Origin of the sequence: Streptomyces sp. WAC05374, from assembly GCF_004353505.1 — a bacterium.
Classification (GTDB): Bacteria; Actinomycetota; Actinomycetes; order Streptomycetales; family Streptomycetaceae; genus Streptomyces.
This window is the reverse complement of sequence record NZ_SMNQ01000001.1, coordinates 754,026-778,614: the sequence shown is the minus strand read 5'-3', so window position 1 is coordinate 778,614 and position 24,589 is coordinate 754,026. Positions and strand designations below refer to the sequence as shown.

Genomic DNA, 24,589 nt, shown 5'->3' with positions numbered 1-24,589 from the left:
ACGTGCTCCGCGGCAGCAGGGGACCGGCCCGGGGCGGCAGCGGCGGTGTGCCGGTGACCGGGGCCGGAGAGGGACGGGGTGCGGCGGTCAGCGCCCGGGGCCGTGGAGCACCGGCCGCAGGACGCCGGCGGGCACCGGGGTGCGCGGGGCGGGCCGGTACGGGACGTCCTCGTGCGTGGCGTCCCCGGCGGCCGGGCGCACCGCGTCCGCCCCGGCGGAGGACCCCGGCAGCGTCAGTGACGTCGTGCCGTCCCCGTCGCCCGCGACCCGGCCGGAGAGCGAACCGGCGTACGGCTCCCCGAACGTGGTGGTGCCCTCGCCGGTGACCCGGACGGTACCGGCCGGCACGGTCGCGGCGACCGGGAGGCCGGCGGGCGTGCGGACGGTCACCGTGCCGCCGGTGCGGTAGGCGGTGACCTCTCCGGCGCGCACCGCGTCCCGCCACGCCGCCCGGTCGCGCAGCTCGGCGCCGATGGCGCTCATCGGCAGGTTCACCAGTGGCGTGTCGTCGGCGAAGAGGGCGGCGTACCGGTCCAGCACCCCGTCGAGGACGGGGTAACCGATGCGGTCCTCGGCGAGGTTGGACTGGTGGATGAAGTGGGGAAGGGGATCGCCGGACAGGACGTGGCCGAGCGCCACCCGGGTCTCCAGGGGCACGATGTGCCCGGTGTAGCCGGTGGCGGTGTCGAGCGGCTCGTCGAGGCAGGTCGTCGTGGCCAGTTCCTCGCAGAGCCCGCTGCCGCCCTGGGCGCGGCTGGTGTAGATCCAGTTGTACTCGTCGACCTGCTCGGCGACGCGGCCCGCGTTGTAGAAGATGTTGACGGGGTGGCGGGCGACGGTGAGGGCGGAGCCGACCCGGCGCTGGGCGGGGTCGCGGGAGTTGTCCGCCCCGAGCCAGGCGATGCGGTGGGCGGTGAGCGAGGGCGCCAGGTGCGGGTTGTCCTCGGGCTGCTGGGGCAGCAGCCGCAGCCCGGAGTGTTCGCCCGTGATCAGCTCGCCGGCGCGCAGCGGCAGCCCGGCGTCCTCGGCCCACGTGCGGTTGCCGGCGATCTGGCGGTCGATCTCGGCGCGGTCCACGTAGCGGATGCCGCCGTCCGGGTCGGTCGCGCACCGCCACGGCACGCTGCTGACGTCCTGCTCGCAGCCGAGGTACGGGTGGTCGTAGGTGTGGTTGATCCAGCGGAACGCGTCGCGGTCGGCGATGAGCCGGTCGGCGGCCGGGTCGGCGCCGCCGTGCTCCTCGCGGTGCTCCACGCTGCCGCCGCCGTTGAACGCCATGTCGAGGGTGAGGCCGCGCTCGCGCGACCACTGGACGGCGTGGCGGACGTCCGCCTCCGTCATCCGGATCGGGTCCGGGGTGCCGGTGCCGGGGAGGCAGTCCACGTCGCCGGGGGTGCAGTTCAGCTCGGTGTCCCAGCGGTCGTCGGCGGCGAACACGTCGTCGACGTGGACGGCGAAGTAGTGGCGGGAGGTGCCCAGCCTGGTCCGGTCGGTCATCCAGTCGACGATCCCCCGGGCGAGGAGGCGGAACTGCTGCTGGTGCTGGTTGTAGGCGAAGGTGACCACCAGTTCCCGGCGGCCGTCGTGGCGGTACTCGCCGACCAGCACGCCCCGGGTCTGCCGCCCGGGCAGGGCCACGTCGACGTAGGCCGTGAAGTCCGCCCCGGCGGCCGGCCGGGACAGGAACGCGTAACTCTCACTGACCGAGGGGGAGTTGTCCTCGAACGGCACGGTGCCGTCGAGGTACCCGAACGGACCGGTCCGGCCGGCCTCGGTCACCCCGGCGCGCACCCCGTCCACGGAGCCCGTGTAGCCGCCGCGCGCGGGGTACTCCAGTCCGACCTGGGGCCTCGCGTACGCGTAGGCGTCGACCTGCGGGATCGCGTACGCCTTCTCGTAGGCGACGAGCGCGGCCATCTCGCCGGAACCGGCGGGGAACGGGGCGTCGTCGGGCAGGACGACCGCCTGGAACTTCGCCCGGGGCCGGCCGTCGACCGTGTCCGCCAGGAACGCCGCGTCGATCAGGGGCCGCCCCGGCCGGGTCAGGTCCACCAGGGTGTACGGCGTTCCCGCACCGTCGAGTTCGGAGGCGATGGCCGCGGTGGCGGGGCCGCCGTCCGAGACGACCAGCACCCTCAGGTCCACGCGGGGCGCCGGGTCCGCCGCGGCGGCGGTCGCCTCCGTGCCCGGAGCCCCGAACCCGAGTAACAGCGCGCCCATGGCGAGCGCGGTCATGCGCAAGGTCCGCTTCATGCGGTGACGTCCCTCCCCGGAAGGACGGCCCGCCTCTCCCCGGCGGACGCGCCCCACCCCCCAGCGTCACGGACGCGCCCGCACCCAGGCGTCGCCGCTCCGCTCCGACGCGTCACATAGTGCGGGCTGTGTGGAGGCTTCGTGAGCGCGATGTGGAACATGACGGAAAAGTGCAGGTGCCCCCTGGCGCGCGGGTGGGTTCCGCGGGGTCCTCGAAGACGTGTGTGGCGGGCGCTTCCGCGTTCGCCCCCGGCGGGTGCCGCCCAGGTGCGGCGCGCGAGCCGCCGTTCGCGCCGGGGGAGCGCGGGCGCCCGTGCGGGTCCTGGTGGACACGCGGGCGGGGCGTGCCGCCGTCTGCCGGTTTTCGGCCAGGTCGTACGGGGTCGGGGGCGGTGACCGCGGCCGGACACGGGGCGGCCGGCCGCACGCGGGGGTGCGGCCGGCCGGTGTCCTGACCGGGGAGGTGGTTCAGGACCGCGCGGAAGCCGCGGCGGGGGCGCAGGCGACCCGCGTCTCGGGGGTGGTGAACATCCCGTCCTTGGTGGCCTGACCGCCGTTGTACTCGTAGTACAGATACGAGTAGAAGCCGATGTTCCCGTTGCAGCCGGAGTTCTCGGCGATCCGGAGCGTCAGCGTCACCGTGCGGGTGGCGCCCGGCGGGAGCGGGACGGCGTAGCTGACCCCGAGGCTGGTGGTGCCGGTCCCGGTGCACGTGACGCCGTCGCCGGTGCAGGAGGTGAACGCGTAGGCGAGGTCCTTGCGCTGGGTCGTGAGCCAGGTCGGCTGCACCGACTGGTAGACGAACCAGATGTCCGTCTCCTGGTTGTTGGTGAAGGTCATGGTCAGGGCGACCGTGGAACCCGGGGTCACGGTCTGCTGGTCGACCGTGAAGCTCAGGTCGGCCGCGGCGGGTCCGGCGGCGGGTCCTGCGGCGGTCGCCGGCCCGGCCGGGCCGAGCAGTACGGCGGCGAGGGCGAGGAGCGCGGTCAGGGACAGTCTGGTGAGGTGTGTGAAGCGCATGGCGCGGGAGGCTAGGTCACGCCCGGCGGGGCCGTCTGCCCCGTCCCGCACGGGCGTACGCCCCCTCGGCTCGAACACCACGCGCACGCCCGGCCGGTGCCGCGGGTGCCTCCCGGGGCCGCCGGGGCGCATATGCCCGGGGTGGGAGCCGTGCGCCCGCCGGGCCCGGCGCGGTCACGGTACGCGGGCAAGCGATTGCTCCCGGTCGCGGAGGAATGGCGCATTCCGCCCCGGTGCGTCCCGCCACGCGGCCCACGGGCGGGGCCCGCTCAGGGGCCGGGCACACCCTGGGGCCGGGCGGCCCCGCCGCGCGCGTAGGCCCGGCCGATCGGTTCGGCGCTCAGACCGTGCAGCACGATGCTGAGCAGGACGGTGATCACCATCACGCGGGTGATGAAGTCGCCTCCGTGGTCCGGCAGTTCGACCGCCGCGAGCAGCCCGAACACGATCGATGTGACCCCCCGGGGCCCCATCCACCCCAGAAACAGCCGGTCGCGCGCCCGCAGTCCCGTACCCGCGAGCACCAGCATCACGGGCACCACACGCACCAGGCTGATCGTCACGGCGGCGTACAGGATCACGGACAGGTGGAAGCCGTCCCAGAACTCGTCGTTCACCATCTGCCCGAAGACGAACCACAGCCCCAGGCACAGCAGCGCGACCACGTCGTCCGTCATGGCCACCGCGTCCCGGGGGAGCCGCCGCATCGCCGGTGCCAGGCAGACCCCGGCGACGAAGGAGGCGACGAAGCCGTTGCCGCCCAGCGCCACCGACAGGGTGTACGCCGCCACCGGCACGGTCAGCACGCCCAGTCGCGTCGCCGAGGGCTGCGTCCAGCCGTGCTCCCACGAGCGGCGCAGCAGCCACCCGGCCGCGTACCCGATGACCGACCCGGCACCGAGCGCCCACCCCGCCGAGGCGACGGCGTCCACCACCGCCTCCGCGTAGTCCGCGCTCCGGGTGTGCGCCTCGGCCGCGGCGGCGACGCACAGGAGGAACACCGGCGAGACGATGCCGTCGTTGAGGCCCCCCTCCACGTTGAGCACGTCGCGCAGCCGGCCCGGAATCCTCCGGTCCCGGACGACGGCCGTTGTGGGCGCCAGGTCCAGGGGGACGACGACGGTCGCCAGGGCCGCGAGGATCCAGCCGGGCTGATCGGGGAAGAAGGCCAGCGCGGTGAGGAACGCGGCGCACAGCGTCAGTGGCAGCGCGCCACCGAGCAGGCGGGTCACGATGCCCTTCTCCGCGCGGATGACGCCCTGGGGCACCTCCGTCGCGTCGACGAAGAGGATCAGTGCCAGCACCACCTCCACCGCGTGCTCGAAGGAGGCGGTGTCGAAGTCGAAGCGCAGCGGGGGGTCGGCCCCCGCGGTGAGCGCGATACCGGCCATCACCATCGCGATGGGGGCCGTGATGCTCCACCGCGCCAGCCGGTGCGACAGGACGGCCCAGGTGAACAGGATGCCCGCGATGACGGTGACGGCCAGCATGACGCCCTGTCCCTTCCGGCCGGGACCCTCCCGACCGGGCGCAGCTTAGGGCGGGCCCGCCGTCCCGGCGGCGCGCGCACGCCGACGGTCGACAAGTCGGATGGTCCGCCCGGCGACCGGGCCCGGAGAAGGATGTTGGTGCGATCCGGCTTTCCGGGGCAGCATGGTCGCCGACCGGACCGGCGCGGCCGGTGACCGCTCGGGAGAGGAACAGCGTGGCAGAGCCGTTCGCCGTGGCCGTCGTGGTGCGCGGGTACGAGACCGACACCCAGGGCCATCTGAATCAGGCCGTCTACCTCCAGTACGCGGAGCACGCCCGCTGGTCGCTGCTCCAGCGGGGCGGCATCCGCCAGACGGACCTGCTCGACCGGGGGATCGGACCGGTGGCGCTGGAGGTGACGGTGCGTTACCTGCGGGAGCTGCGGGCGGGCGACGAGGTGGAGGTCACGTGCGCCTTCCACTGGGGCGAGGGCAAGACGTTCCGCATCGAGCAGACGATCCGCAAGACGGACGGCACCGTGGCCGCCGAGGTGTCCGGCGTCGGCGGCCTGCTGGACCTCGAGCGGCGCAGACTGCTCCCCAACCCGCGCGAGTACTTCGAGGAATTGGCCTCCGACCCCGGGGTCTTCGGCCTCTGACCGGGTGACCGGCCGGCAGCGCCGGCGGCCGGCCGGTCCGGTGGTCCGGGTCAGCGGGAGGTGTCGAGCACCAGCTTGCCGACGGTCCTGCGGGCGCGCAGGTCCTCGTGCGCGCGTGCCGCATCGGCCAGCGGGTAGACGCCACCGACCTGCGGCGCCAGGCGTCCGTCACCGACCATCGCCAGCAGCTCGGCCATCGGCTCCCGGTACATCCCGGGGCGGCCGATCGCGTGCATCAGCCAGAAGCCGACCACGGCCCGCGAGCGGCCCATGAGCTGTGCGGCGTGGACGGGCTCCGGGGCCTGCCGGCTCGCCATGCCGTACGTGACGAGCCGGCCGAACGGGGCCAGCGCGGCCAGGGACTCCTCGAAGACCGGGCCGCCGGTCATCTCCAGGACGACGTCGACCTTCCGGCCCCCGTTGGCCTCCACCAGCCGGTCCTTCATGCCTTCCGGGGCGGAGTCGACGGCGGCGTCGGCGCCGAGGGACAGGGCGAGGTCGCGCTTCTCCTGGGTGGAGGCGGTGGCGATGACGCGGCCCGCCCCGAACGCCTTCGCGAGCTGGACGGCGAGCGATCCGGTGCCGCCGGCGGCGGCGTGCACGACGAGCGACTCACCCGTGGCGACGCGCCCCGAGGTGCGCAGCAGGTGCCAGGCGGTGAGCCCTTGCACGATGAGGGCCAGGGCCTGGCCGTCGCTCACCCCGTCCGGGACGTCGATGGCCAGGTCCTCCCGGACGGAGGCCTTTTCGGCGTACCCGCCGTAGTTGTCCGCGAGGGCCACGACCCGGCGTCCGTCATGGGTGCGGCCGACCACCTCGCCGCCCGGGATCATCGGCAGGGCGGAACGGGACAGGTACGAATCCTCCACCGCGTGCGTATCGGCGTAGTTGACGCCGGCCGCGGAGACGTCGATCAGCAGGCGGCCCGGCTCGGGCCGGGGGTCGGGCGCCTCCACGAGTCGCAGCACTTCCGGCCCGCCGAATTCGGTGACGTGTATCGCACGCACGGTCGCTCCTCACTTCCTGACCTGTCCCGCGCGACGCTCCGCGGGGTCCCGGGCGTCACGTTCCCATCAGGTGAGGGAGATTACCAACTGCTCAGTATGTGAGCTGCGCCACGTCACCGGCATCGGTTCGGCTTATGGATTCTCCAAGCATGTATTGCGGTGGCGCACCATCCGTGATGGCGGCAATTCCTTGGAGTGAGCGATTCCGTTGACGTTCGGTCGAATAGCGGCGACGCCTATCTCAATTGAATAACGACAACCGCCGCAAGGACTGGACCAATCCCCGGTGCTCTGGCCAACTTGCCTCTCGATGAAGCGATTTGATGATTCGTCATTTCGAACCACCCGGTAACGGAACGCACATATTCTTTCGGCCCCTCTATGTCTGAATTCTCCGCCCCGGCGTTCTGGCAGGCTTCCGCGCACCGTTCCCCGATCAAGGAAGAGGTGCCTCTTGTCAGGACGCCGAAGACTGAAGCCCCAGCGGCGCAAGACCCCCCGGCTCATACTCGCGACGGCCGCCGTCGCGGCCGTCGCCGTCCTGGGCGCCGTGGCCTACGACGCCACCGCGCCGGCAGCCGGGACGGACCGCCCGCTGCCGCTCGCCCAGCCCGCCGCCACACCGACCGCGGCCCCCGAGCCGGCCGCCGCACCCACCCGGGACGAGGAGCCGGAGCCCCTCGTCGAGAAGCCGAAGAGCGAGCCCGGCCGCGGACTCGTCTACGAAGGCCTGACACCCGCGCCCGAGGGGGATCCGTGCGCCGGCGTCTACCGCACGACCACCGGCCACTGCACGCACGGCCCGGACGCCCCTCCGAAGGGCGTCGACATCAAGAAGGACACCCCGCCGGCCGTCCGCACGGCGGTTCCCGCCGAGGACCCCGCCAAGCCGGGGCGTGACACCTCCGGCGGCGAGCCCGGCACCGAACTGCCCCGGACCATACCCCCGCTGGACGCCGCCGCGCCCAAGGCGGGGGAGCCACCGGCCGCCACGGGCCCGAGTGCCCGCAAGGCGCCCGCCAACGGCCCCGCCGGACAGACCGTGCAGTGCGACGGCGACGGCACGACCGGCAACCGCGTCCAGGTCGTCTACGCCCACGCCCCCGGAAACGACCGGTACGCCACCTACCTGGCGTCCTTCCGCAAGTGGGCGGCCGACGCCGACCTGATCTTCTCCGAGAGCGCCGAGGACACCGGGGGAGTGCGGCACATCCGGTACGTCACCGGCTCCGACTGCGTCCCGACCGTGCTCAACATGGAGCTCCCCGCCTCGGCGATGGGCGAGTTCAGCGCCATGAACCGCGCGCTCGCCGCCCGGGGCCTGGACCGCCGCGACCGCAAGTACATGATCTTCGCCGACGCCCAGGTGTACTGCGGCATCGGCACCTTCGCGGGCGACGAGCGGCCCGCCCAGAACAACCTCAGCAACTTCGGCCCCTCCTACGGCCGTACGGACACGGGCTGCTGGGGCGGGCACACCGCCGCCCACGAACTGGGCCACAACCTCGGCGCGGTGAACAACAGCGCCCCCAACACCAGCCGGGGCGCCCACTGCACCGACGAGTGGGACGTCATGTGCTACTCGGACAGCCCGTACTACCCGCGGATGCGGTCGGTCTGCCAGGACGGCGCCTACGAGAACCGGCTCGACTGCAACCACGACGACTACTTCCACACCAGCCCCAGGCCCGGCAGCTATCTCGCCACGCACTGGAACATCGCCGACAGCCAGTTCCTCATGAGGAACAAGGGCACCACCCGGCCCGATCCCACGCCCACGCCCACCCCCACGCCGACGGGCGGGCCGACCACCGGGCCGTCGACGGCCCCCACGGTCACCGTCGGGCAGATCGCGCCGGACTCGGTCGTGACCACCTGGCAGGCCGTCGCCAACGCCGCCTGGTACCAGGTGATCCTCGACGGCAAGCCCATCGGATGGGTGGGGACGAACAGCGCCCGCGTATACAACCTGAAGCCCGGCACCGACCACACCCTCGCCGTCTCCGTGCGGGACCGGTCGGGGCGCGACAGCGGTCCCGGCAGGGCCACGGCCTTCCGCACCGCCGGCGACGGCGGCGGCGCAACACCGAACACCCGCTACCTGCTCACCAACGGCCCCACCGGCACGGCCGCCGAGGTGTGGGGCGGCCGGAGCGCCGACGGGACCGTCCTCGTCGGGTCGGCGCACAACGGCTACGCCCAGCAGCAGTGGTACGTCGACGACGCGGGCAACGGCTACAGCCGTATCCGCTCGGCCGCGACGGGCAAGTGCCTCCAGCCGGGTGGCACGGCGGGCGCGGGCATGTGGGTGTCCCAGCAGCCCTGCGGCACCACCGCCGCACAGCAGTGGAGGCTCACCCCGGCCGGCAACGGCGTGACGATCACGTCCGGTACGAGCCGCTTCGCGCTGGGCGTCAGCAACCGGCCGTACTACGGGTCCTGGCTGATCGAGCTCCAGCACGCGGTCTCCGCACCCGCGCAGATCTGGACGCTGCGGAAGTCCGCCTGACCTGACCCCGCCGGCTCCGGCCGGACCCATGACGGCCGACGGGCGGCCCACCGCCGCCCGTCGGCCCCCCTCGCTTTCCTCACCGGAGGACACCTGTGCACGCACCGCGTTCCACGGCCGTCGCGGCCACCGCCCTGACCGTGGCGGCCCTGACGGCCCTCGGCACGGCCACCGCCCACGGCCACGGAGGCACCCTGGCGGTCGACATCGCCGGACACGAGCAGGGCCGCGTGACGGCCCGCGTCACCTGGGAGAACGACCGGGACTCCGTCGACGAACGGGTCGCCGCGACCGTCAACGCCGTGAGTGCCGACGGGCGCCGCACGGCGGGCCCGTGGCGGCTGGTGCGCGACCCCGCCGACGACCGGCGCTTCACCACCGCCGAGGCACTGCCGCCCGGCCGCTGGAAGGTCCTGGTCGAGGTGGGCCACCCGGCCCTCGGCCGCGACGAGGCCGACCTCACCGTGACCGCCGCACCGGCCCGGCCCCCGGCCGCCGCGTCCCCCCGCCCCACCAGCGCGACCACACCGGCCGCCGCCGCCGAGCCCGCCCCCGCCGCACGGCCCGGCACCCTGGCGGCCGCGGCGGGCGCCCTCCTGGCCGTGGCAACGGCCGCCGTCCTGGCCGTACGCGCCACACGCCGCCGCCGCTCGTAGCGGCTCACGCCGAAACGATTCCCCTCCCCGCCCGGCTCACGGCCGCAATCGCTCCCCGCCCGGGTCACGCGTGCCGGGCGACCTTGACCGCGGAGACGAGCAGGATCACCGCCTTGTTGAGGACGACGGCCGCGAGCGCGGCGAACCCGAACAGGCCGATCAGCAACGGCGGGCGGAACTCCGCGCCGCCCAGGCCGATCACTCCGCCCAGCACGCCGACGGCCGCGCCGGCCCCGAACACCAGGGCCACCGCGCGCGTCGCCGGACGTGCGGGAGCGAGGTCGTGATCGGCGGTCATACGGGACGTCCTCGCCGGTGAACGCACCGGCGGCCATGCCGGCGGCCCCTCTTCGGAGGAAGGCACCGGGCACCCGCTCACGGCTCGTCCGGTCGCCCCGAGCACCGCGCGGGGCTTCCACCGCCAGGGACACCGCACGCCGCTCAGGTTGTCCGAAAGCCGTCGTCGCCCCGGCAAACCCCGTACCAAGCAAGATCACTTCATTGAGGTAATACCAACGGCCCCATGGGGCGCACCGGGCACACCCGCCGTTACTGTTCCCCGAGATCTGGACGGATTCCCAGAGATTCCTCCTGTTATCTCCCTTTCCACCCCGGCCGGCGCGTGCCCACGCCGCTCACCATCCCCGCGAAGGAGAGCCCGCCCGAGATGACCGTTGAGACCGGCCCCGAGGCGCCGGCGGAGCCGCCTGCGCAGTCCAGCCTGAGCACCGCGGCCGCCCGCAACCTCGCCACCACCACCAAGTCCGCCCCGCAGATGCAGGAGATCACCTCCCGCTGGCTGCTGCGGATGCTCCCCTGGGTGGAGACCAAGGGCGGCACCTACCGGGTGAACCGCCGGCTGAGCTACGCCGTCGGGGACGGGCGCGTCGAGTTCGTCCAGGACGGCGCCCACGTCCGGGTGATCCCGCGGGAACTGGGCGAACTGGCCCTGCTGCGAGGGTTCGACGACGTGGAGGTGCTCACCGCGCTCGCCGGGCGGTGCGTCCAGCGCGACTTCCGGGCCGGTGAGGTGCTGGCCGAGCGCGGTGCCCCCGCCGAGCACATCCACCTCATCGCCCACGGCCGCGTCAGCCAGACCTCCGTCGGCAAGTACGGTGACGACGTCGGTGTCGCCGTACTCGCGGACGGCGACCGGTTCGGTGACCACGCCCTGCTCGACGCCGACGCCACGTGGGACTGCACGGCCACCGCCGAGACGTCCGGCACCCTGCTCACCCTCTCCCGCGCCGACTTCGCCGCCGTGCTGTCCACGGCGCCGAACCTGAGGGCGCACGTCGAGCGGTTCAGGTCGCTCCCCCGCCAGCGGCAGAACAAGCACGGCGAGGCCGAGATCGCGATGTCGGCCGGCCACACCGGCGAAGTCCCGCTGCCGGGCGCCTTCGTCGACTACGAACTCCGTCCGCGCGAGTACGAACTCTCCGTCGCGCAGACCGTCCTGCGGGTCCACACGAGGGTCGCCGACCTCTACAACGGGCCGATGAACCAGACCGAGCAGCAGCTCAGGCTCACCATCGAGGCCCTGCGCGAACGCCAGGAACATGAACTGATCAACAACCGGGAGTTCGGGCTGCTCCACAACGCCGCCTTCAAGCAGCGCATCCAGCCCCACTCCGGTCCGCCCACCCCGGACGACATGGACGAACTGCTCTGCCGCCGCCGCGGCACCAGGCTCTTCCTCGCCCATCCCCGGGCCATCGCGGCGATCGGCCGGGAGTGCAACGCCCGCGGGATCGACCCGGGGCACCTGGAGATCGACGGACACCGCGTCCCGGCCTGGCGGGGCGTACCGATCCTGCCCTGCGACAAGATCCCCGTCACCGGCGACAACACCAGCTCGATCCTCGCCATGCGCACGGGCGAGGACAAGCAGGGGGTCATCGGTCTGCGTCAGACCGGCCTGCCGGAGGAGATCGAACCGGGCCTGTCGGTGCGCTGCATGGGCATCGACGAGCAGGCGATCATCTCGTACCTGGTGACCACGTATTACTCCGCCGCCATCCTGGTGCCCGACGCACTCGGCGTGTTGGAGAACGTGCAGGTCGCACGCAGGCAAGACTAGTGGACCAGTCCGCCGGCCACGACGGTCCGGCCCCTCCTGGGCCGGGCGTCCCGCCCGGGATCCGGGACAGCCCACCCACGTCACCAAGGAGCTACGGATGCCCGATCCAGGGCTTTCCCCGCTGCAGTCGAGCCTGCCCGGCGCTGCGGCCCGCTTCGGCGCCCACGTCATCGCCCACGTCCACCGCCACACCCTCACCACCGTCACCGGAGCGGCCGAGGCAACGCAGGCAAGCGAGGCTGCCGGGGCTGCCGACGCGGCCGGGGCGGCTGAAGCAGCCGAGGCAAAGGCAGTAACCGAGGCGATCGGGGCGGCCGCGGCCGTCGACGGCGCCGCACCCGCCACACCGGCCCCGCCCGCCGAACCCGCCGCGCCCACCGCCTCCTCCGCGCCTTCCGTACCCGCGCCTTCCGTACCCGCGCCTTCCGTACCCGCGCCTTCCGTACCCGCGCCTTCCGTGCCCGCGCCCGCCGCGGCGGCCCTGCCCGCCCCCTCCGTGTCCGGGAGCACCCTGGGCGGCGAGGTGACCACCGGTCAGGTGCCGGGGCCCAGCCCCGCACTGGAACGCATCCTGCGCGGCCCGAGCGGTCTCGGCACACAGGGGCTGTACCTGGGCCGGCGCGAGGAGCCGGCGCCGCCCCCCGCGCCCGAGCCGTCGTCCCAGGGCACACCCATCCCGGGTCTCTACCACCATCCCGTGCCCGAACCGGACCCTGTCCGGGTGGAGGAGGTCAGCCGCCGGATCAAGCGGTGGGCGGTGGACGAGGTCCAGGCCTACCCCCCGGAGTGGGAGGACCAGTTCGACGGATTCTCCGTCGGCCGCTACATGGTCGCCTGCCACCCGGACGCGCCGACCGTCGAGCACGTCATGGCCGCCACACGGCTGATGGTCGCCGAGAACGCGGTCGACGACTGCTACTGCGAGGACCACGGCGGCTCGCCCGTCGGCCTCGGCAGCCGCCTGCTGCTGGCGCACACCGCTCTCGACCCGGTGCACACCACCAAGGAGTACGAGCCGGAGTGGGTCGAGTCGCTCGAGTCGGACGCCCCCCGGCGCGCGTACCGCTCCGCGATGGAGTACTTCGTCCAGCTCGCCACGCCCTCCCAGGCCGACCGGTTCCGGCACGACATGGCCCGTCTGCACATGGGCTACCTCGCCGAGGCCGCCTGGGCCGAGAAGGACCACGTGCCCGAGGTGTGGGAGTACCTGGCGATGCGTCAGTTCAACAACTTCCGCCCCTGCCCCACCATCACCGACACCGTCGGCGGGTACGAACTGCCCGCCGACCTGCACGCCCGGCCCGCGATGCAACGCGTCATCGCGCTCGCGGGCAACGCCACCACCATCGTCAACGACCTGTACTCGTACACCAAGGAACTGGCCAGCCCCGGCCGGCACCTGAACCTGCCCGTGGTGATCGCCGAACGCGAGGACCTCCCCGAACGGGACGCCTACCTGAAGGCCGTCGAGGTCCACAACGACCTGATGCACGCCTTCGAGGCCGAGGCCGCCGCCCTGGCCGCCGCCTGCCCCGTGCCGAGCGTCCTCCGCTTCCTGCGGGGAGTGGCCGCGTGGGTCGACGGCAACCACTACTGGCACCAGACCAACACCTACCGATACAGCCTGCCCGATTTCTGGTAAGAAGGACACATCTGTGACCAGCGAACTCAGCACCGTCAGCACCACCACCGCCTCCGGGTTCGTCCCCGCCCCGGCCTCGCCCTACCAGGGCGACATCGCCCGCTACTGGGACCAGGAGGCCCGGCCCGTCAACCTGCGTCTCGGCGACGTCGACGGGCTCTACCACCACCACTACGGCATCGGTGACGTCGACCACGCCGCCCTCGGGGACCCCGAGGACAGCGAGTACGAGAAGAAGCTGATCGCCGAACTCCACCGCCTGGAGTCGGCGCAGGCCGAAGTCCTGCTGGACAACCTCGGTTCCATCGGGTCCGACGACACGCTCGTGGACGCCGGCTGCGGCCGGGGCGGGTCGATGGTCATGGCCCACCAGCGCTTCGGCTGCAAGGTCGAGGGCGTCACGCTCTCCGCCAAGCAGGCCGAGTTCGCCAACCGGCGGGCGCAGGAACTCGGCATCGGGGACCACGTCCGCGCCCGCGTGTGCAACATGCTGAACACGCCCTTCGAAACGGGGCGTGCGGCGGCGTCGTGGAACAACGAGTCGAGCATGTACGTCGACCTCCACGACCTGTTCGCCGAGCACTCCCGCATCCTCGGGGTCGGCGGCCGCTACGTCACCATCACCGGCTGCTGGAACCCGCGTTACGGCCAGCCCTCGAAGTGGGTCTCGCAGATCAACGCGCACTTCGAGTGCAACATCCACTCCCGCCGGGAGTACCTGCGCGCCATGGCCGACAACCGGCTCGTGCCGCAGGCCGTCATCGACCTCACGGCCGCGACCCTGCCGTACTGGGAGCTGCGGGCCACCTCCTCCCTGGTCACCGGCATCGAGGAGGCGTTCATCAACTCCTACAAGGACGGCTCCTTCCAGTACGTCCTGATCGCGGCCGACCGCGTCTGACGGCGACCGCACCACGGGGACCGGGCCCGTCACCCGACGGACCCGGCCCGCGTCACGCGGTGGCCTGGTCGATCAGGTGGTCGACGACGTCGTGGAGGCTGTGCCGCCGGCGGTAGGCGGCCCGCTGCCGGTCGGCGCCGTTGCCCGCCGAATCCAGGTGCCGCCGGGCCGCGCGGACCGCCGTGCGGTCCACCGGGGCCAGGGCCGGCAGGGCCGTGTCCCAGAGCCTGGCGAGGTGGGCGGCGGCCGGTTCCAGGCGGCCGGTGTGCAGGTTGATGCTCCGGCCCCGGACGCCGTCGCGGGCGGCGCGCCAGTACGCGGCCCGCAGCAGTTCCGGCTGCGGACGCGGGGCGGGCCGGGCGTCCCGTACGGCGGTCAGGGCGGCGGTGGCCAGTCCTTTGACCGCGGCGGCGACCAGCAGGGTGTCGTCGACGGTGGGGACGGCGTCGGCGATGCGGAACTCCAGGGTGGGTACGTGGTGGGACGGGCGGATGTCCCAGTACAGACCTCCCCGGTCGAGCAGGGTCTCGCTGGTGAGGAGGCGGTCGACGAGCCCCTCGAAGTGGGAGACGGACTCGAAGAACGGCGGGGGACCGGCGGCGGGCCAGCGTCCCCAGGTGAGGGTGCGCCAGCTCGCGTAACCGGTGTCCCGGGCGGCCCAGTAGGGCGAGTTCGCGGCGAGGGCGATCAGGGCCGGCAGCCAGGGACGCAGGTGGTTGCTCACCCCCAGCGCGGTGGCCAGGTCGGGGACGCCGATGTGGACGTGACAGGCACAGGCGGTCTGCTCGTGGTCCAGGGCGCGGAAGGTCGCCAGGCTCCGGGCGTAGCGGTCGCCGGTGGTCAGCGGTGGGGGAGTGTGCTGGCCCAGGACGGGCGTGCCGCTGGAGACGATGCGCAGCCCCAGGGCCGCGGCGGCGCGGGCGACGGCACGGCGGGTCGCGCGCAACTCCTCGCCCAAGTGGACCAGATCGGTGTGCGGGCGGGTGCGGATCTCCACCTGATAGCGGGTCAGTTCGGTGGTGACCCGGTCGCCGAGCTCCGCGGCCGCCTCGGCGACGACCTTGTCCGCCCGGGTGCTCACGTGCCGGGACACGGGGTCGACCAGCAGGTACTCCTCTTCCACGCCCACCGTGACCGGGGGCGCGGTGCCGGTGGTGCGGGGTGACGGGTCGTCGCCCGTCGTCGAAGGCCGCGCGTCGGTGGAGGTCCACTTCTCGCTCTTCATGGCCCTCAGTGTGTCACTGACAGTCACGGTGCCGGAGCCCCTTCCCGCCCGAAGGGGCCAACCTGCCGAGGCTGTCCCGGCCGGCGCGGGGCCGGCCGGGACACCGTGGGTCAGCGCAGGTCGAACCGGTCGAGGTTCATCACCTTGTCCCACGCGGTCACGAAGTCACGGAGGAACTTCTCGTCCGCGTCGTCGGCCGCGTACACCTCGGCGACCGCCCGGAGCTGGGAGTGCGAACCGAAGATGAGGTCGACGGCGCCGGCGGTCCACCTGACCTCGCCGGTGGCGCGGTCGCGGCCCTCGTAGACGTTCTCGGCGGACTCCGACGCCTTCCACTCCGTGCCCGAGTCGAGCAGGTTGACGAAGAAGTCGTTGGTCAGCGCCTCCGGCCGGTGGGTGAACAGCCCCTGCCGGGAACCCTTGAAGCCGGTGTTCAGAGCGCGCATGCCACCGATCAGCACCGTCATCTCGGGCGCGGTCAGCGTGAGCCGGTTGGCGGTGTCCAGCAGGAGGGTCTCCGGTGACAGCTTCTCGCCGGCGCGGAGGTAGTTGCGGAACCCGTCCGCCTTCGGTTCGAGCACGGCGAACGACTCCACGTCGGTCTGCTCCTGCGAGGCGTCCGTGCGCCCCGGCGCGAACGGGACGGTGATGTCGTGCCCGGCGTTCCGCGCGGCCTGCTCGACGGCCGCGCATCCGCCGAGGACGATCAGGTCGGCGAGGGAGACCCTCGTCCCGCCGGTCTGTGACCCGTTGAAGTCCCGCTGGATGCCCTCGAGGGTCCGCACCGTTTCGGTCACCTCGGGCAGGTCGTTGACCTCCCAGTCCTTCTGCGGCGCGAGCCGGATGCGGGCCCCGTTGGCCCCGCCGCGCTTGTCGGTGCCGCGGAAGCTGGCCGCGGCCGCCCAGGCGGTGGTGACGAGCTGCGGGACGGACAGCCCCGAGGCGAGGATGCGGCTCTTGAGGGCGGCGACGTCCTCGTCGCCGATCAGGTCGTGATCGACCGGCGGTACCGGGTCCTGCCAGAGCTGCGGCTCGGGGATCCACGGGCCGAGGTAGCGCGAGAGGGGACCCATGTCGCGGTGCAGCAGCTTGTACCAGGCCCTGGCGAACGCGTCGGCGAGCTCGTCCGGGTTCTCGTGGAACCTCTTGGCGATCGGCCCGTAGACCGGGTCCACCTTGAGCGCGAGGTCCGTCGTCAGCATCATCGGGGCGTGCCGCTTCGACGGGTCGTGGGCGTCCGGCACGGTGTCCTTGGCCGCGGGGTCCGTGGGGGTCCACTGCTTGGCGCCGGCGGGGCTGGTGGTGAGCTCCCACTCGTAGCGGAACAGGTTGTCCAGGTAGCCGTTGTCCCACTGGGTCGGCCGGGAGGTCCAGGCGCCCTCCAGGCCACTGGTGAGCGCGTCACCGCCCTTGCCGGTGCCGTAGGTGTTCCGCCAGCCCAGGCCCTGCTGCTCGAGGGGGGCGGCCTCGGGCTCCGGGCCGATGTACGAGGGGTCGACCGCGCCGTGGCACTTGCCGAACGTGTGACCGCCGACGATGAGCGCGACCGTCTCCTCGTCGTTCATCGCCATCCGCCCGAAGGTCTCGCGGATGTCCCGGGCGGCGGCCACCGGGTCCGGGTTGCCGTTGGGTCCCTCCGGGTTGACGTAGATCAGGCCCATCTGCACGGCGGCGAAGGGGCCGGCGAGCTCCCGGTCGCCGCTGTAGCGCTCGTCGCCGAGCCAGGTGTCCTCGGGGCCCCAGAAGATCTCCTCGGGCTCCCAGATGTCCTCGCGACCGAAGCCGAACCCGAACGTGGTGAAGCCCATCGACTCCATGGCGCAGTTGCCGGCGAAGACCAGCAGGTCCGCCCAGGAGATCTTCCGGCCGTACTTCTGCTTGACCGGCCACAGCAGGCGGCGCGCCTTGTCGAGGCTCGCGTTGTCGGGCCAACTGTTGAGGGGCGCGAAGCGCTGGGCGCCGGCCCCGCCGCCGCCCCGGCCGTCGGCGATGCGGTACGTCCCCGCGGCGTGCCAGCTCATCCGGATGAACAGCGGCCCGTAGTGGCCGTAGTCGGCGGGCCACCAGTCCTGGGAGGTCGTCATCACCTCGAAGACGTCCCGCTTCAGGGCCTCGACGTCGAGGGTCGCGAACTCCTTCGCGTAGTCGAAGTCCTCGTCCATCGGGTTGGAGCGGGACGAGTGCTGGTGGAGAACCTGGAGGTCGAGCTGATTGGGCCACCAGTCGCGGTTCGTCCTGGGCCGGGTCGGCGTGGGGGTCGGGGAGGGGATCGAGGGGTTCTCGCTCTCGCTGCGGGACACGTCCGCCCTTCTTCCTGTCTCGGGGTTTCCTTCTGCTGGGTGCTGCTCTGACGCTGTTCGCCTTGCCGGTACCGAGCACCGCGACACACGCTCGTGGCGCGTCCGAGGCGCCCGGCGGCGCGGAACGCCCGCCGGGCCCGCGTCCTCGAGAACACCGGGCCGGCGGCCGGCGGGAACCTCTCCACACGTACGACGCCGATGGCTGTGCCCGTGTCGGCGTCCGTATGGTCGCGCACCGCGGACCGCACCGCCACGAGAACACGCAGGGCACCCCCGCCCAACCGGAAGTCACGGCCGCAAGGAACCGCTCAAACCCCGACGACCCTGCCCTTGGCGGACACCTCGTAGACCAGGGTGACCGTGCGGCGGCCGCCGGGCGCCAGGGGGACGTCCCAGCGGACGATGCCCTCGGCGTCCACCGCGTCGGGCGCGGGGGAGCAGCTCTCCCGGCGCAGGCGGACCTCCACCGCCGAGACCTCGGAGACCGGGACGCGCTCCCGGACGACGACGACCCGCTCGTCCCGCTCCCCGGGCGCGGAGAACCGGGACAGGTGCAGCGTGACCGTACGGGTCACCACGGTCCGCTGGGTGAGGCCGGAGACGTCGCGGGACTCATCCGCGCACCGGACGACCCGGTGGTCGTCACGGCTGCCGAAGGCGAGCTCCACAGGGGCGCCGGGGGCGGTGAACTCCAGCGTGCCGCGGCCGCTGAAACCACTGCCGCGCACCAGGTCCACCGGCCCGGCGAGCAGGGCGTGACCGGAGAGGTTGTCGCACCGCACCACCTCGGTGACCAGTGGCGACAGCTCGGGCGAGCAGGCGTACTCGCGGCCGGCCGCCGTGGTGAACGAGGAGAGCGGCACCCGGTGGGCGCGGCCGTCCGCGGGCACGGAGACCGGCGCGGGAGCGTGCAGCACCCTCGCCTCACCGCCGTCGTCCACGCCCGGCAGGCCGAGGACCGGGGCGGGCCCGAGGTCCCCGATCTCCTCCTCGCGCAGCTCGACGTCGACCGTGCGGCGCTCGGCGGGGGAGCGGTCCTCCAGCGTCAGCCGGTCCTCGCCGAGCCGCGGCGGGTCGGTGGCCAGCGCCGAGCGGGCCGTCGACAGCGTCAGCCGCACGCCGGACCAGTCCTCCCCGGTCCGCTGCCAGACCACCGCGTCGGTCTCGAGCGTCAGACGGTCGCCGTCGAGCACGGCCCGGTAGGCGGGCCGCCACAGCGCGCACGGGGTGAGGTGGCTCAGCCGCAGCCGGGCCGGCCCGGCTGCCGAGGACTCCACGGTCAGCTCGACATGGCCGACCAGCTCGGCGGGCTCGCTCCCGGCGAGGCTCATGCCCTGGAGCGCCTCCCCGATCTCGGTGGCGAGGGCGGCCAGGCGGGCCTGTGCGGCGCGCAGCTCCTCACCGTACGCGTCGCGCTCGGCGTCGACCCGGTCGAGTTCGCGGTTCCAGCGCACTCCGTCCGTCTCGCCGGCGCCGGCGCCCTCGCCGATCTCGCGCAGCAGGTCGGTGGCGAGGCGGCCGAGCAGGTCGAGGCGGGTGCGCAGCCGCTCGACCCGCTGCTCCAGCCCGTCCCGCTCCTCTTCGAGGGCGTGCACATGGCGGCGCAGGGCGGAGTCGTCCTCCGCGGGCGGCCGCGGGCCGCGTGGCGTCCAGTCGCGGACGATCCGCACGTCCAGCACGGTCGCGGGGTGATCGGCGGTCAGTTCGGCGTGGAGGGTGCGGTCGACGGCGGACGCGCCGACCGGACCGAGGCGCAGCCGCTGGACCCCGGCCTCCAGGTCGAGCACGGCGGTGCGCTCGACGTGGGCGCGGTCCTCCAGGCAGGTGACGGCCGTGACGGGCAGGGCGATCGGCTTCGAGGGGGTGGACATGGTGGGTGTCAGCTCCTGCGGTTGCCGCCGACCAGGGCCTTGCCGGCCGGGATGCGGATCTCGTAGCCGCCCTCCAGGGCGGCGGTGCCGCCGGCGGGCAGGTCCACCCGCCGGACGCGGGTGCCCGGCGCGTGGTGCTCGGGCGCGGAGCCGGTGTCGACGGCGGTCCAGCCGGCCCGTTCCTCGATCCGCACGTCCGGGTCGGAGGTGACCGGCACGCGTTCGCGGACCTCGACGGTGACGGACCGGGCGAGCCGGTTGGCCAGCTCGACGTGGACGCGGTGGTCGAGCACGGTGGTGCTGCCCCGCAGGCCCGAGGCCGACTCGTGCAGGTGGGTACGGCGGGTGACCGCGATGCCCTCGGCCGGCCCGAGCCCGACACGGCTGACACCGCCGGGGGCGAGCGTGGGCAGGGCGGTGGTGAGCAGGAAGTCGTCGTCGACGGTGACCTCGACCGGCCCGGCCAGCAGTGCCTGGTCGGTGGTGTTGGAGAGCACCAGCGTCGCGTACACGGTCTGCTCCACGGACGGCACGCTGAGGTACTCGGTGCGCAGGCCGACCGGGATCTCGGTGACGGTGACGGTGTGCCAGGTGCCGTCCGAGGGGATGTCGGCGCGGGCGGCGGCGTCGAAGCGGTGGTCGAAGGAGCCCGCCGACTCGCGGGGCCGTACGGCGTGTCCCGGCAGCGGCAGGGCGGCCACCGCTTCGGCGCGGCGGCGGTGTTCGGTGCCCACGGGGTCGAAGGACGTGTCGGGGAACAGCCGCCCTCTGCGGGCGGCCGGCTCGTCGGGGCCGCACAGGACGAGCGCCGCGTAGTCCAGTTCGCCGCCGCTGGGGCGCGGAGGGCCGGTCACCGGTGGCGGGGGCGCGGCGGGCGCTCCGGGCGCGGGGGGCGCCATGGCGGCGGGGGGTGCCGGGAAGGCCCCGGCGCCGGTGCGCGGCCGGCCGGCCGGGCGGGACGGGGCGGACCGCACGGGGGCGGGGACGGGGCCGCCCGGTGCCAGGGGTGCGGCGGCCGGTCCCCCGTAGCCCTGGTGCGGTGCGGGCGGGGGTGGCGGCGGCGGGGGAACGGCGCCGGGTGCGGCGCCGCCCGCGGCCACGGCTGTGGCGGACCCGGCCGGCGTGGGGCGTGGGCCCGCCGCGTCGTACCCGGCGAACAGGTCGGCGAGCCCGGCCGGGGGCTCGCGCCAGCCGGACGGCGCGGGGGCGGGCTGGCGGCGGCCGATCCGCTGGGAGCGGAGCCTGGGCAGGTCGGTGCGGCGGCGCAGGTCGGCGGTGGCGAGGGCGACGCGCACGCCGGTCCAGTCCTCGCCGGTGCGCTGGGCCACCGAGGCGCGCAGCACCAGGCGGCCGCGGTCGTCGCCCTGGCGGTGGGTGAGCCGGTAGGCGGGCACCCAGACGGCGCCCGGCACGCCGTACTCCAGCTCCACCTCCACCTCCGCCGGCGCGTCGCCGGTGCCGTCGAGCGTCAGCAGCGCGCAGAGCGTGGTCCGCACGTGTGCTGACGGTGCGTCGGTGGAGGCGCGGGCCAGCCGGTCGGTGGCGACGGCGAGTTCGTGCCCGACCCGGCTCAGCTCCTCCTCCAGCCCGGTCAGCCGGGCGTGCAGCCGCGCCAGCCGCCCGTCGACGAAGTCGGCGAGCTCCAGCCACGCGTCGACGGGTGTCCGGCGGTACGGTTCCTCCCGCTTGCGGCCGGGCGGCGCCGGCCGCAGCGCGCCGACCTCCTCGATCAGGCCGAGCTGCCGGTCCCGGCGGTCCTGCGCCGCCGCGTACGCGTCCTGGAGCCGCTCGACCTCGCGCCGCAGCTCGTCGGGGGCGCCGGTGCCGGCCGGCTCCGCCTCGACGTCCACCCGGGCCTCGGTGACGCGCACGCCGGGGGCGCCCAGGACGCGGGCCCGCAGCGAGCCCGGGTCCATCGACCGGGGGAGCCCCGTCACCCGCACCCGGCCGCCGGGCGGCACGCTGCCCCGCGCCAGGCGGCGGCAGAGCGCGCCCTGCGCGTACACCACGACCCCGTCGAGGGTCGATGCCCACCTCTGTGCCGCCCCGGTTGTCATCCGCTCCGCCCCCCGCCGAGTCCGTTCGGGGCGAAGCCTACGCGAGCCGTCCGCCGCGGTCGTGCCCGTTTCCGGCGAGGGGCAGGCGGGTCAGCTCCCCGGCTGTTCGATCACCTGGGCGATGTAGAGGGATTCGCCGAGCGTGCCGATCAGATCGAGCTGGGTGTCCAGGTAGTCGATGTGCTCCTCCTCGTCGGCGAGGATCGACTCGAAGAGGTTCGCGGAGGTGACGTCGCCCTTGCCGCGCATGACGTCGATGCCGCGCCGGAGGCGGTCGATCGCCTCGACCTCGATCTGCCGGTCGGCCTCGAACATCTCCTTGGCCGTCTGCCCGACCCGGACGTGGAACAGCCGCTGGTAGTTGGGCAGGCCGTCGAGGAGCAGGATGCGGTCGGTCAGTGCCTCCGCGTGGTTCATCTCCTCGAACGACTCGTGGCGCGTGTGTGCGGCCAGGCGCGTCCAGCCGTTGCTCTGCTGCATCTTCGCGTGCAGGAAGTACTGGTTGATCGCCGTCAGCTCGGCGGTGAGCTGCTCGTTGAGGAACGCGACGACTTCCGTGTCGCCCTTCATGGCGGTTCTCCTTCCGCACGGGGGCGGGCGGATGCCTTCATCGTCGCACCGCTGGAATGATCGGTTCCAGTAAGTTCGGCCTTCCTTGCCGGGCGCCCGGGCGGGTCGTCCCCGGGGGCCGGATCAGCCGTCCGCGTCCAGGCGCCGTACGCGCTCCGCGTCGCACGTCCTCGGGCAGGTCAGGCACGCCTGGGCCGGCTCCAGCGTGTAGTACAGGCAGCAGCCGAGCCGGGTGCGGGTCGGGTACCGCCGCCCTTCGGCGCCGTGCAGGACGCGGAAGGCGGCGCCGCCCGGGAACGGGGGAAGGCCGGCCGGGAGCAGCTCGGTCGCGGCGGCGATGGCCCGCTCCTCCTCGCCCAGCGCCCGGCCCAGGTACCAGATCCCGGAGACCAGGTCGTCGGTGACCATGCCCCACAGGGCGCGCGGCCCGCGCCGCACGTACGGCCCGGCCGCGGCCAGCAGGGGGCGTACGTGGTCGGCCACCGCGGCCCGCAGCTCGGCCCGCAGCGCCTCCTCGTGGCCCAGCACCCGCGTACCCGGCAGGCCCGCCGCCGGGTCGTCCGGCAGGCAGGCGAACCCCGACGCGGGCAGGACCTCGAAGGCGCCCGTCGACGGGTCGAGCCGCACCTCGCGCGGGTGGACGCGGGGCACGCGCCGCTCCAGGTACCAGGCGCCGCTCATCAGCAGGCTGACGGTCCAGAGGTAGCCGTGCAGGGCCCGGGAGGCGGCGACGTCGCCGCGCGGGGCCCGTCCGTGGTGGGCACGGATGCGGGCGGCCTCGGCGCCGACGAAGGCGTCCAGGGCGGCTGGGCTCTCCGCCAGCTCCGCCCCGTCCAGTTGCCCCCGGGCGGCCGGACCCGGGGCCGCGACCCGCGCGTCGAGCGCCTCGCAGCAGGCCGTCAGCCGCTGATAGGTGCTGGTCAGGACGGCGGCCGTGGTCAGGGCCCGGCCGGTGGCGGCGGTCCCCGGTGCCATGGTCATCGGCGCTCCAGAGTGAAGGGAGGTAGGTAAGGCTTACCTTAACCACACGTCGGGAGTTGAACGTCCTCCGGGGGTCATGTCCGGCGCAAGCGGCGGAAGTTGAACCCTTAGGGTTGCCTAACCTAGGCTGGCGCCGCCGATGTGGCGGAATCCACCGGCTCCCCACCTCTTCGATCGGAAGGGGCCACCGCCATGCGGTTGTACCTGCTCGCCCTCAACCCCACCGACTCGGTCAGCGAAGGCTTCCTCCCGGCAGCGGCCCGGCTCGGCCTCGACGTCACCGTGCTCACCGACCAGCCCGGACCCCACCTGCGACGCCACCCCGGCACCGAGGTCCTGGAGTGCGACGTGCGCGACTTCCGCGCCGTCATCACCCGCGTGGCGACCCACCACCCGCCGGACGCGGTCTTCACCAACAGCGACCACCTCCAGACCCAGGCCGCCCTGGCCGCCGAGTACTTCGGGCTGCCCGGCAAGAGCTGGCGGACCGCGCTGCGCACCAAGGACAAGGCGCACCTGCGCCGCCACCTCGCCGCGACCGGCGCCGACACGGTGTGGTCCGCCGAACTCCCCGCCGGACACGACCCGGCCGTGCTGACCGGCCTCGACGTCCCCCACCCCTGCGTGGTCAAACCGCGTGAGGGCGTGGCCAGTGAGGACGTGGTGCTGGTCGGCGCGCCCGGGGACCTGCTGCCGCGCTGCCGCGAGATCCAGGCGCGGCGGCCCGACGCGGCACTCGTCGTCGAGGAGTACCTCGCCGGAGAGCTCCACACCCTGGAGACGCTCGGCGACGGTCGCGTACGCCACGTCCTGGGCGGCTTCCACACGGAGCTGTCCCCGCCGCCGTACTTCATCGAGGAACGCCTCACCTTCGTCCGGGCCCACCCCGAGCCGGTCGTCGCCCAGGTCCTCGCCCAGCTCGACGCCCTGGGCGTCCACTTCGGCGCCTGCCACACCGAGTTCGTCGTCCACGAGGGCCGCGCCCGCATCATCGAGGTCAACTACCGTGCCATCGGCGACCAGTGCGACCTGGTGCTGGCCCAGCTCCTCGGCATCCCGCTCTTCGAGCACATCCTCCGCACCCACCTGGGCGAACCGCTCCCGGCGGACCTCGGCGCCCGCACCGACGGCGCGGCCCGGCTCGAATACCCCTGCGCCCACCGCGCGGGCACCCTGACGGCCGCCCCCGCCGCCGCCGACCTGACGGTGGACGGGGTGAGGCTGACGTACCGGCCCCTGCGCGAGGTGGGGGAGCGGCACGAGCTGTACCACACCAACCGGGACTTCGTCGGCGTGCTGCGGGCCACCGGCACCGACCAGCGCACCGTCGACCGCGTCGCCGCCGGCTTCCTCGCCGCACAGCGCTGGGAGATAACCCCGTGACCACCG

18 protein-coding genes are annotated in these 24,589 nt (G+C 73.7%); 7 read left to right on the top strand and 11 right to left on the bottom strand.

Annotated features, from left to right (window positions below; all coding sequences use genetic code 11):
* Positions 1 to 87 precede the first annotated feature (87 nt).
* The 3 genes from E2B92_RS03540 to E2B92_RS03530 all read right to left on the bottom strand — a co-directional run bounded on the left by E2B92_RS03540 (position 88) and on the right by E2B92_RS03530 (position 4,763).
* Entirely contained in the window at positions 88 to 2,253 is a 2,166-nt protein-coding gene (locus E2B92_RS03540) for a hypothetical protein (RefSeq protein WP_126883326.1), read from the bottom strand.
* Between the two features lie 468 nt (positions 2,254 to 2,721).
* Complete coding sequence (locus E2B92_RS03535; protein ID WP_126883325.1) at positions 2,722 to 3,273, bottom strand: hypothetical protein; 552 nt, start codon at positions 3,271 to 3,273, stop codon at positions 2,722 to 2,724.
* Positions 3,274 to 3,542: 269 nt separating this feature from the next.
* Positions 3,543 to 4,763: a cation:proton antiporter gene (locus tag E2B92_RS03530; RefSeq protein ID WP_126883324.1), complete on the bottom strand. Its 1,221-nt coding sequence runs from the start codon at positions 4,761 to 4,763 to the stop codon at positions 3,543 to 3,545.
* A 215-nt stretch (positions 4,764 to 4,978) separates the two neighbouring features.
* On the opposite strand from E2B92_RS03530, the gene E2B92_RS03525 reads away from it, so the two are divergent.
* The gene (locus E2B92_RS03525; protein WP_126883323.1) at positions 4,979 to 5,401 is read left to right on the top strand and encodes an acyl-CoA thioesterase; all 423 of its coding nucleotides are present in this window, start codon (positions 4,979 to 4,981) and stop codon (positions 5,399 to 5,401) included.
* Positions 5,402 to 5,451: 50 nt separating this feature from the next.
* On the opposite strand, the gene E2B92_RS03520 is transcribed toward E2B92_RS03525, so the two are convergent.
* On the bottom strand, positions 5,452 to 6,408 hold the full coding sequence (locus E2B92_RS03520) for a quinone oxidoreductase family protein (protein WP_126883322.1): 957 nt from the start codon (positions 6,406 to 6,408) through the stop codon (positions 5,452 to 5,454).
* 454 nt (positions 6,409 to 6,862) lie between these two features.
* Between E2B92_RS03520 and E2B92_RS03515 the strand changes: the two genes are divergently transcribed.
* Positions 6,863 to 8,917 carry an RICIN domain-containing protein gene (locus E2B92_RS03515; protein ID WP_235023668.1) on the top strand — a complete coding sequence of 685 codons (2,055 nt, stop codon included), beginning with the start codon at positions 6,863 to 6,865 and terminating at the stop codon, positions 8,915 to 8,917.
* A 95-nt stretch (positions 8,918 to 9,012) separates the two neighbouring features.
* Positions 9,013 to 9,573, top strand: coding sequence for a hypothetical protein (locus tag E2B92_RS32890; protein WP_200836908.1), 561 nt, complete (start codon positions 9,013 to 9,015; stop codon positions 9,571 to 9,573).
* 64 nt (positions 9,574 to 9,637) lie between these two features.
* Here the strand turns inward: E2B92_RS32890 and E2B92_RS03500 are convergent, their stop codons facing one another.
* Positions 9,638 to 9,871: a hypothetical protein gene (locus tag E2B92_RS03500; protein WP_235023667.1), complete on the bottom strand. Its 234-nt coding sequence runs from the start codon at positions 9,869 to 9,871 to the stop codon at positions 9,638 to 9,640.
* Positions 9,872 to 10,240: 369 nt separating this feature from the next.
* Between E2B92_RS03500 and E2B92_RS03495 the strand changes: the two genes are divergently transcribed.
* The 3 genes from E2B92_RS03495 (at position 10,241) to E2B92_RS03485 (ending at position 14,196) form a co-directional block, all read left to right on the top strand.
* Positions 10,241 to 11,653 carry a family 2B encapsulin nanocompartment shell protein gene (locus E2B92_RS03495; protein WP_126888508.1) on the top strand — a complete coding sequence of 471 codons (1,413 nt, stop codon included), beginning with the start codon at positions 10,241 to 10,243 and terminating at the stop codon, positions 11,651 to 11,653.
* A 97-nt stretch (positions 11,654 to 11,750) separates the two neighbouring features.
* Positions 11,751 to 13,295 carry a family 2 encapsulin nanocompartment cargo protein terpene cyclase gene (locus E2B92_RS03490; RefSeq protein WP_185923737.1) on the top strand — a complete coding sequence of 515 codons (1,545 nt, stop codon included), beginning with the start codon at positions 11,751 to 11,753 and terminating at the stop codon, positions 13,293 to 13,295.
* A gap of 13 nt (positions 13,296 to 13,308) precedes the next feature.
* On the top strand, positions 13,309 to 14,196 hold the full coding sequence (locus E2B92_RS03485; RefSeq protein ID WP_126888509.1) for a geranyl diphosphate 2-C-methyltransferase: 888 nt from the start codon (positions 13,309 to 13,311) through the stop codon (positions 14,194 to 14,196).
* A gap of 52 nt (positions 14,197 to 14,248) precedes the next feature.
* Here E2B92_RS03485 and E2B92_RS03480 read toward each other — a convergent pair whose 3' ends face one another.
* The 6 genes from E2B92_RS03480 to E2B92_RS03455 form a co-directional block, all read right to left on the bottom strand.
* Positions 14,249 to 15,421, bottom strand: coding sequence for a carboxylate-amine ligase (locus tag E2B92_RS03480; RefSeq protein ID WP_126888510.1), 1,173 nt, complete (start codon positions 15,419 to 15,421; stop codon positions 14,249 to 14,251).
* A 110-nt stretch (positions 15,422 to 15,531) separates the two neighbouring features.
* Positions 15,532 to 17,721, bottom strand: coding sequence for a catalase/peroxidase HPI (gene katG / locus E2B92_RS03475; RefSeq protein ID WP_126888511.1), 2,190 nt, complete (start codon positions 17,719 to 17,721; stop codon positions 15,532 to 15,534).
* A gap of 308 nt (positions 17,722 to 18,029) precedes the next feature.
* Positions 18,030 to 19,592, bottom strand: coding sequence for a mucoidy inhibitor MuiA family protein (locus E2B92_RS03470; RefSeq protein WP_126888512.1), 1,563 nt, complete (start codon positions 19,590 to 19,592; stop codon positions 18,030 to 18,032).
* Positions 19,593 to 19,600: 8 nt separating this feature from the next.
* Entirely contained in the window at positions 19,601 to 21,649 is a 2,049-nt protein-coding gene (locus E2B92_RS03465; protein ID WP_133087384.1) for a DUF4139 domain-containing protein, read from the bottom strand.
* 90 nt (positions 21,650 to 21,739) lie between these two features.
* A complete protein-coding gene (bfr, locus tag E2B92_RS03460) occupies positions 21,740 to 22,219 on the bottom strand; it encodes a bacterioferritin (RefSeq protein WP_126889298.1) in 480 nt (159 codons plus the stop codon).
* Between the two features lie 123 nt (positions 22,220 to 22,342).
* A complete protein-coding gene (locus E2B92_RS03455) occupies positions 22,343 to 23,200 on the bottom strand; it encodes a (2Fe-2S)-binding protein (RefSeq protein WP_126889297.1) in 858 nt (285 codons plus the stop codon).
* Positions 23,201 to 23,392: 192 nt separating this feature from the next.
* Between E2B92_RS03455 and E2B92_RS03450 the strand changes: the two genes are divergently transcribed.
* The gene (locus E2B92_RS03450; RefSeq protein WP_126889296.1) at positions 23,393 to 24,583 is read left to right on the top strand and encodes an ATP-grasp domain-containing protein; all 1,191 of its coding nucleotides are present in this window, start codon (positions 23,393 to 23,395) and stop codon (positions 24,581 to 24,583) included.
* Positions 24,584 to 24,589: the final 6 nt, after the last annotated feature.

What these genes read in the sequence shown, in the direction of transcription:
- E2B92_RS03540 (WP_126883326.1), bottom strand. Translation starts at nt 2,253, where the DNA reads ATGAAGCGGACCTTGCGCATGACCGCGCTCGCCATGGGCGCGCTGTTA.
- E2B92_RS03535 (WP_126883325.1), bottom strand. Translation starts at nt 3,273, where the DNA reads ATGCGCTTCACACACCTCACCAGACTGTCCCTGACCGCGCTCCTCGCC.
- E2B92_RS03530 (WP_126883324.1), bottom strand. Translation starts at nt 4,763, where the DNA reads ATGCTGGCCGTCACCGTCATCGCGGGCATCCTGTTCACCTGGGCCGTC.
- E2B92_RS03500 (WP_235023667.1), bottom strand. Translation starts at nt 9,871, where the DNA reads ATGACCGCCGATCACGACCTCGCTCCCGCACGTCCGGCGACGCGCGCG.
- E2B92_RS03495 (WP_126888508.1), top strand. Translation starts at nt 10,241, where the DNA reads ATGACCGTTGAGACCGGCCCCGAGGCGCCGGCGGAGCCGCCTGCGCAG.
- E2B92_RS03490 (WP_185923737.1), top strand. Translation starts at nt 11,751, where the DNA reads ATGCCCGATCCAGGGCTTTCCCCGCTGCAGTCGAGCCTGCCCGGCGCT.
- E2B92_RS03480 (WP_126888510.1), bottom strand. Translation starts at nt 15,421, where the DNA reads ATGAAGAGCGAGAAGTGGACCTCCACCGACGCGCGGCCTTCGACGACG.
- E2B92_RS03470 (WP_126888512.1), bottom strand. Translation starts at nt 19,592, where the DNA reads ATGTCCACCCCCTCGAAGCCGATCGCCCTGCCCGTCACGGCCGTCACC.
- E2B92_RS03465 (WP_133087384.1), bottom strand. Translation starts at nt 21,649, where the DNA reads ATGACAACCGGGGCGGCACAGAGGTGGGCATCGACCCTCGACGGGGTC.
- bfr (WP_126889298.1), bottom strand. Translation starts at nt 22,219, where the DNA reads ATGAAGGGCGACACGGAAGTCGTCGCGTTCCTCAACGAGCAGCTCACC.
- E2B92_RS03455 (WP_126889297.1), bottom strand. Translation starts at nt 23,200, where the DNA reads ATGACCATGGCACCGGGGACCGCCGCCACCGGCCGGGCCCTGACCACG.
- E2B92_RS03450 (WP_126889296.1), top strand. Translation starts at nt 23,393, where the DNA reads ATGCGGTTGTACCTGCTCGCCCTCAACCCCACCGACTCGGTCAGCGAA.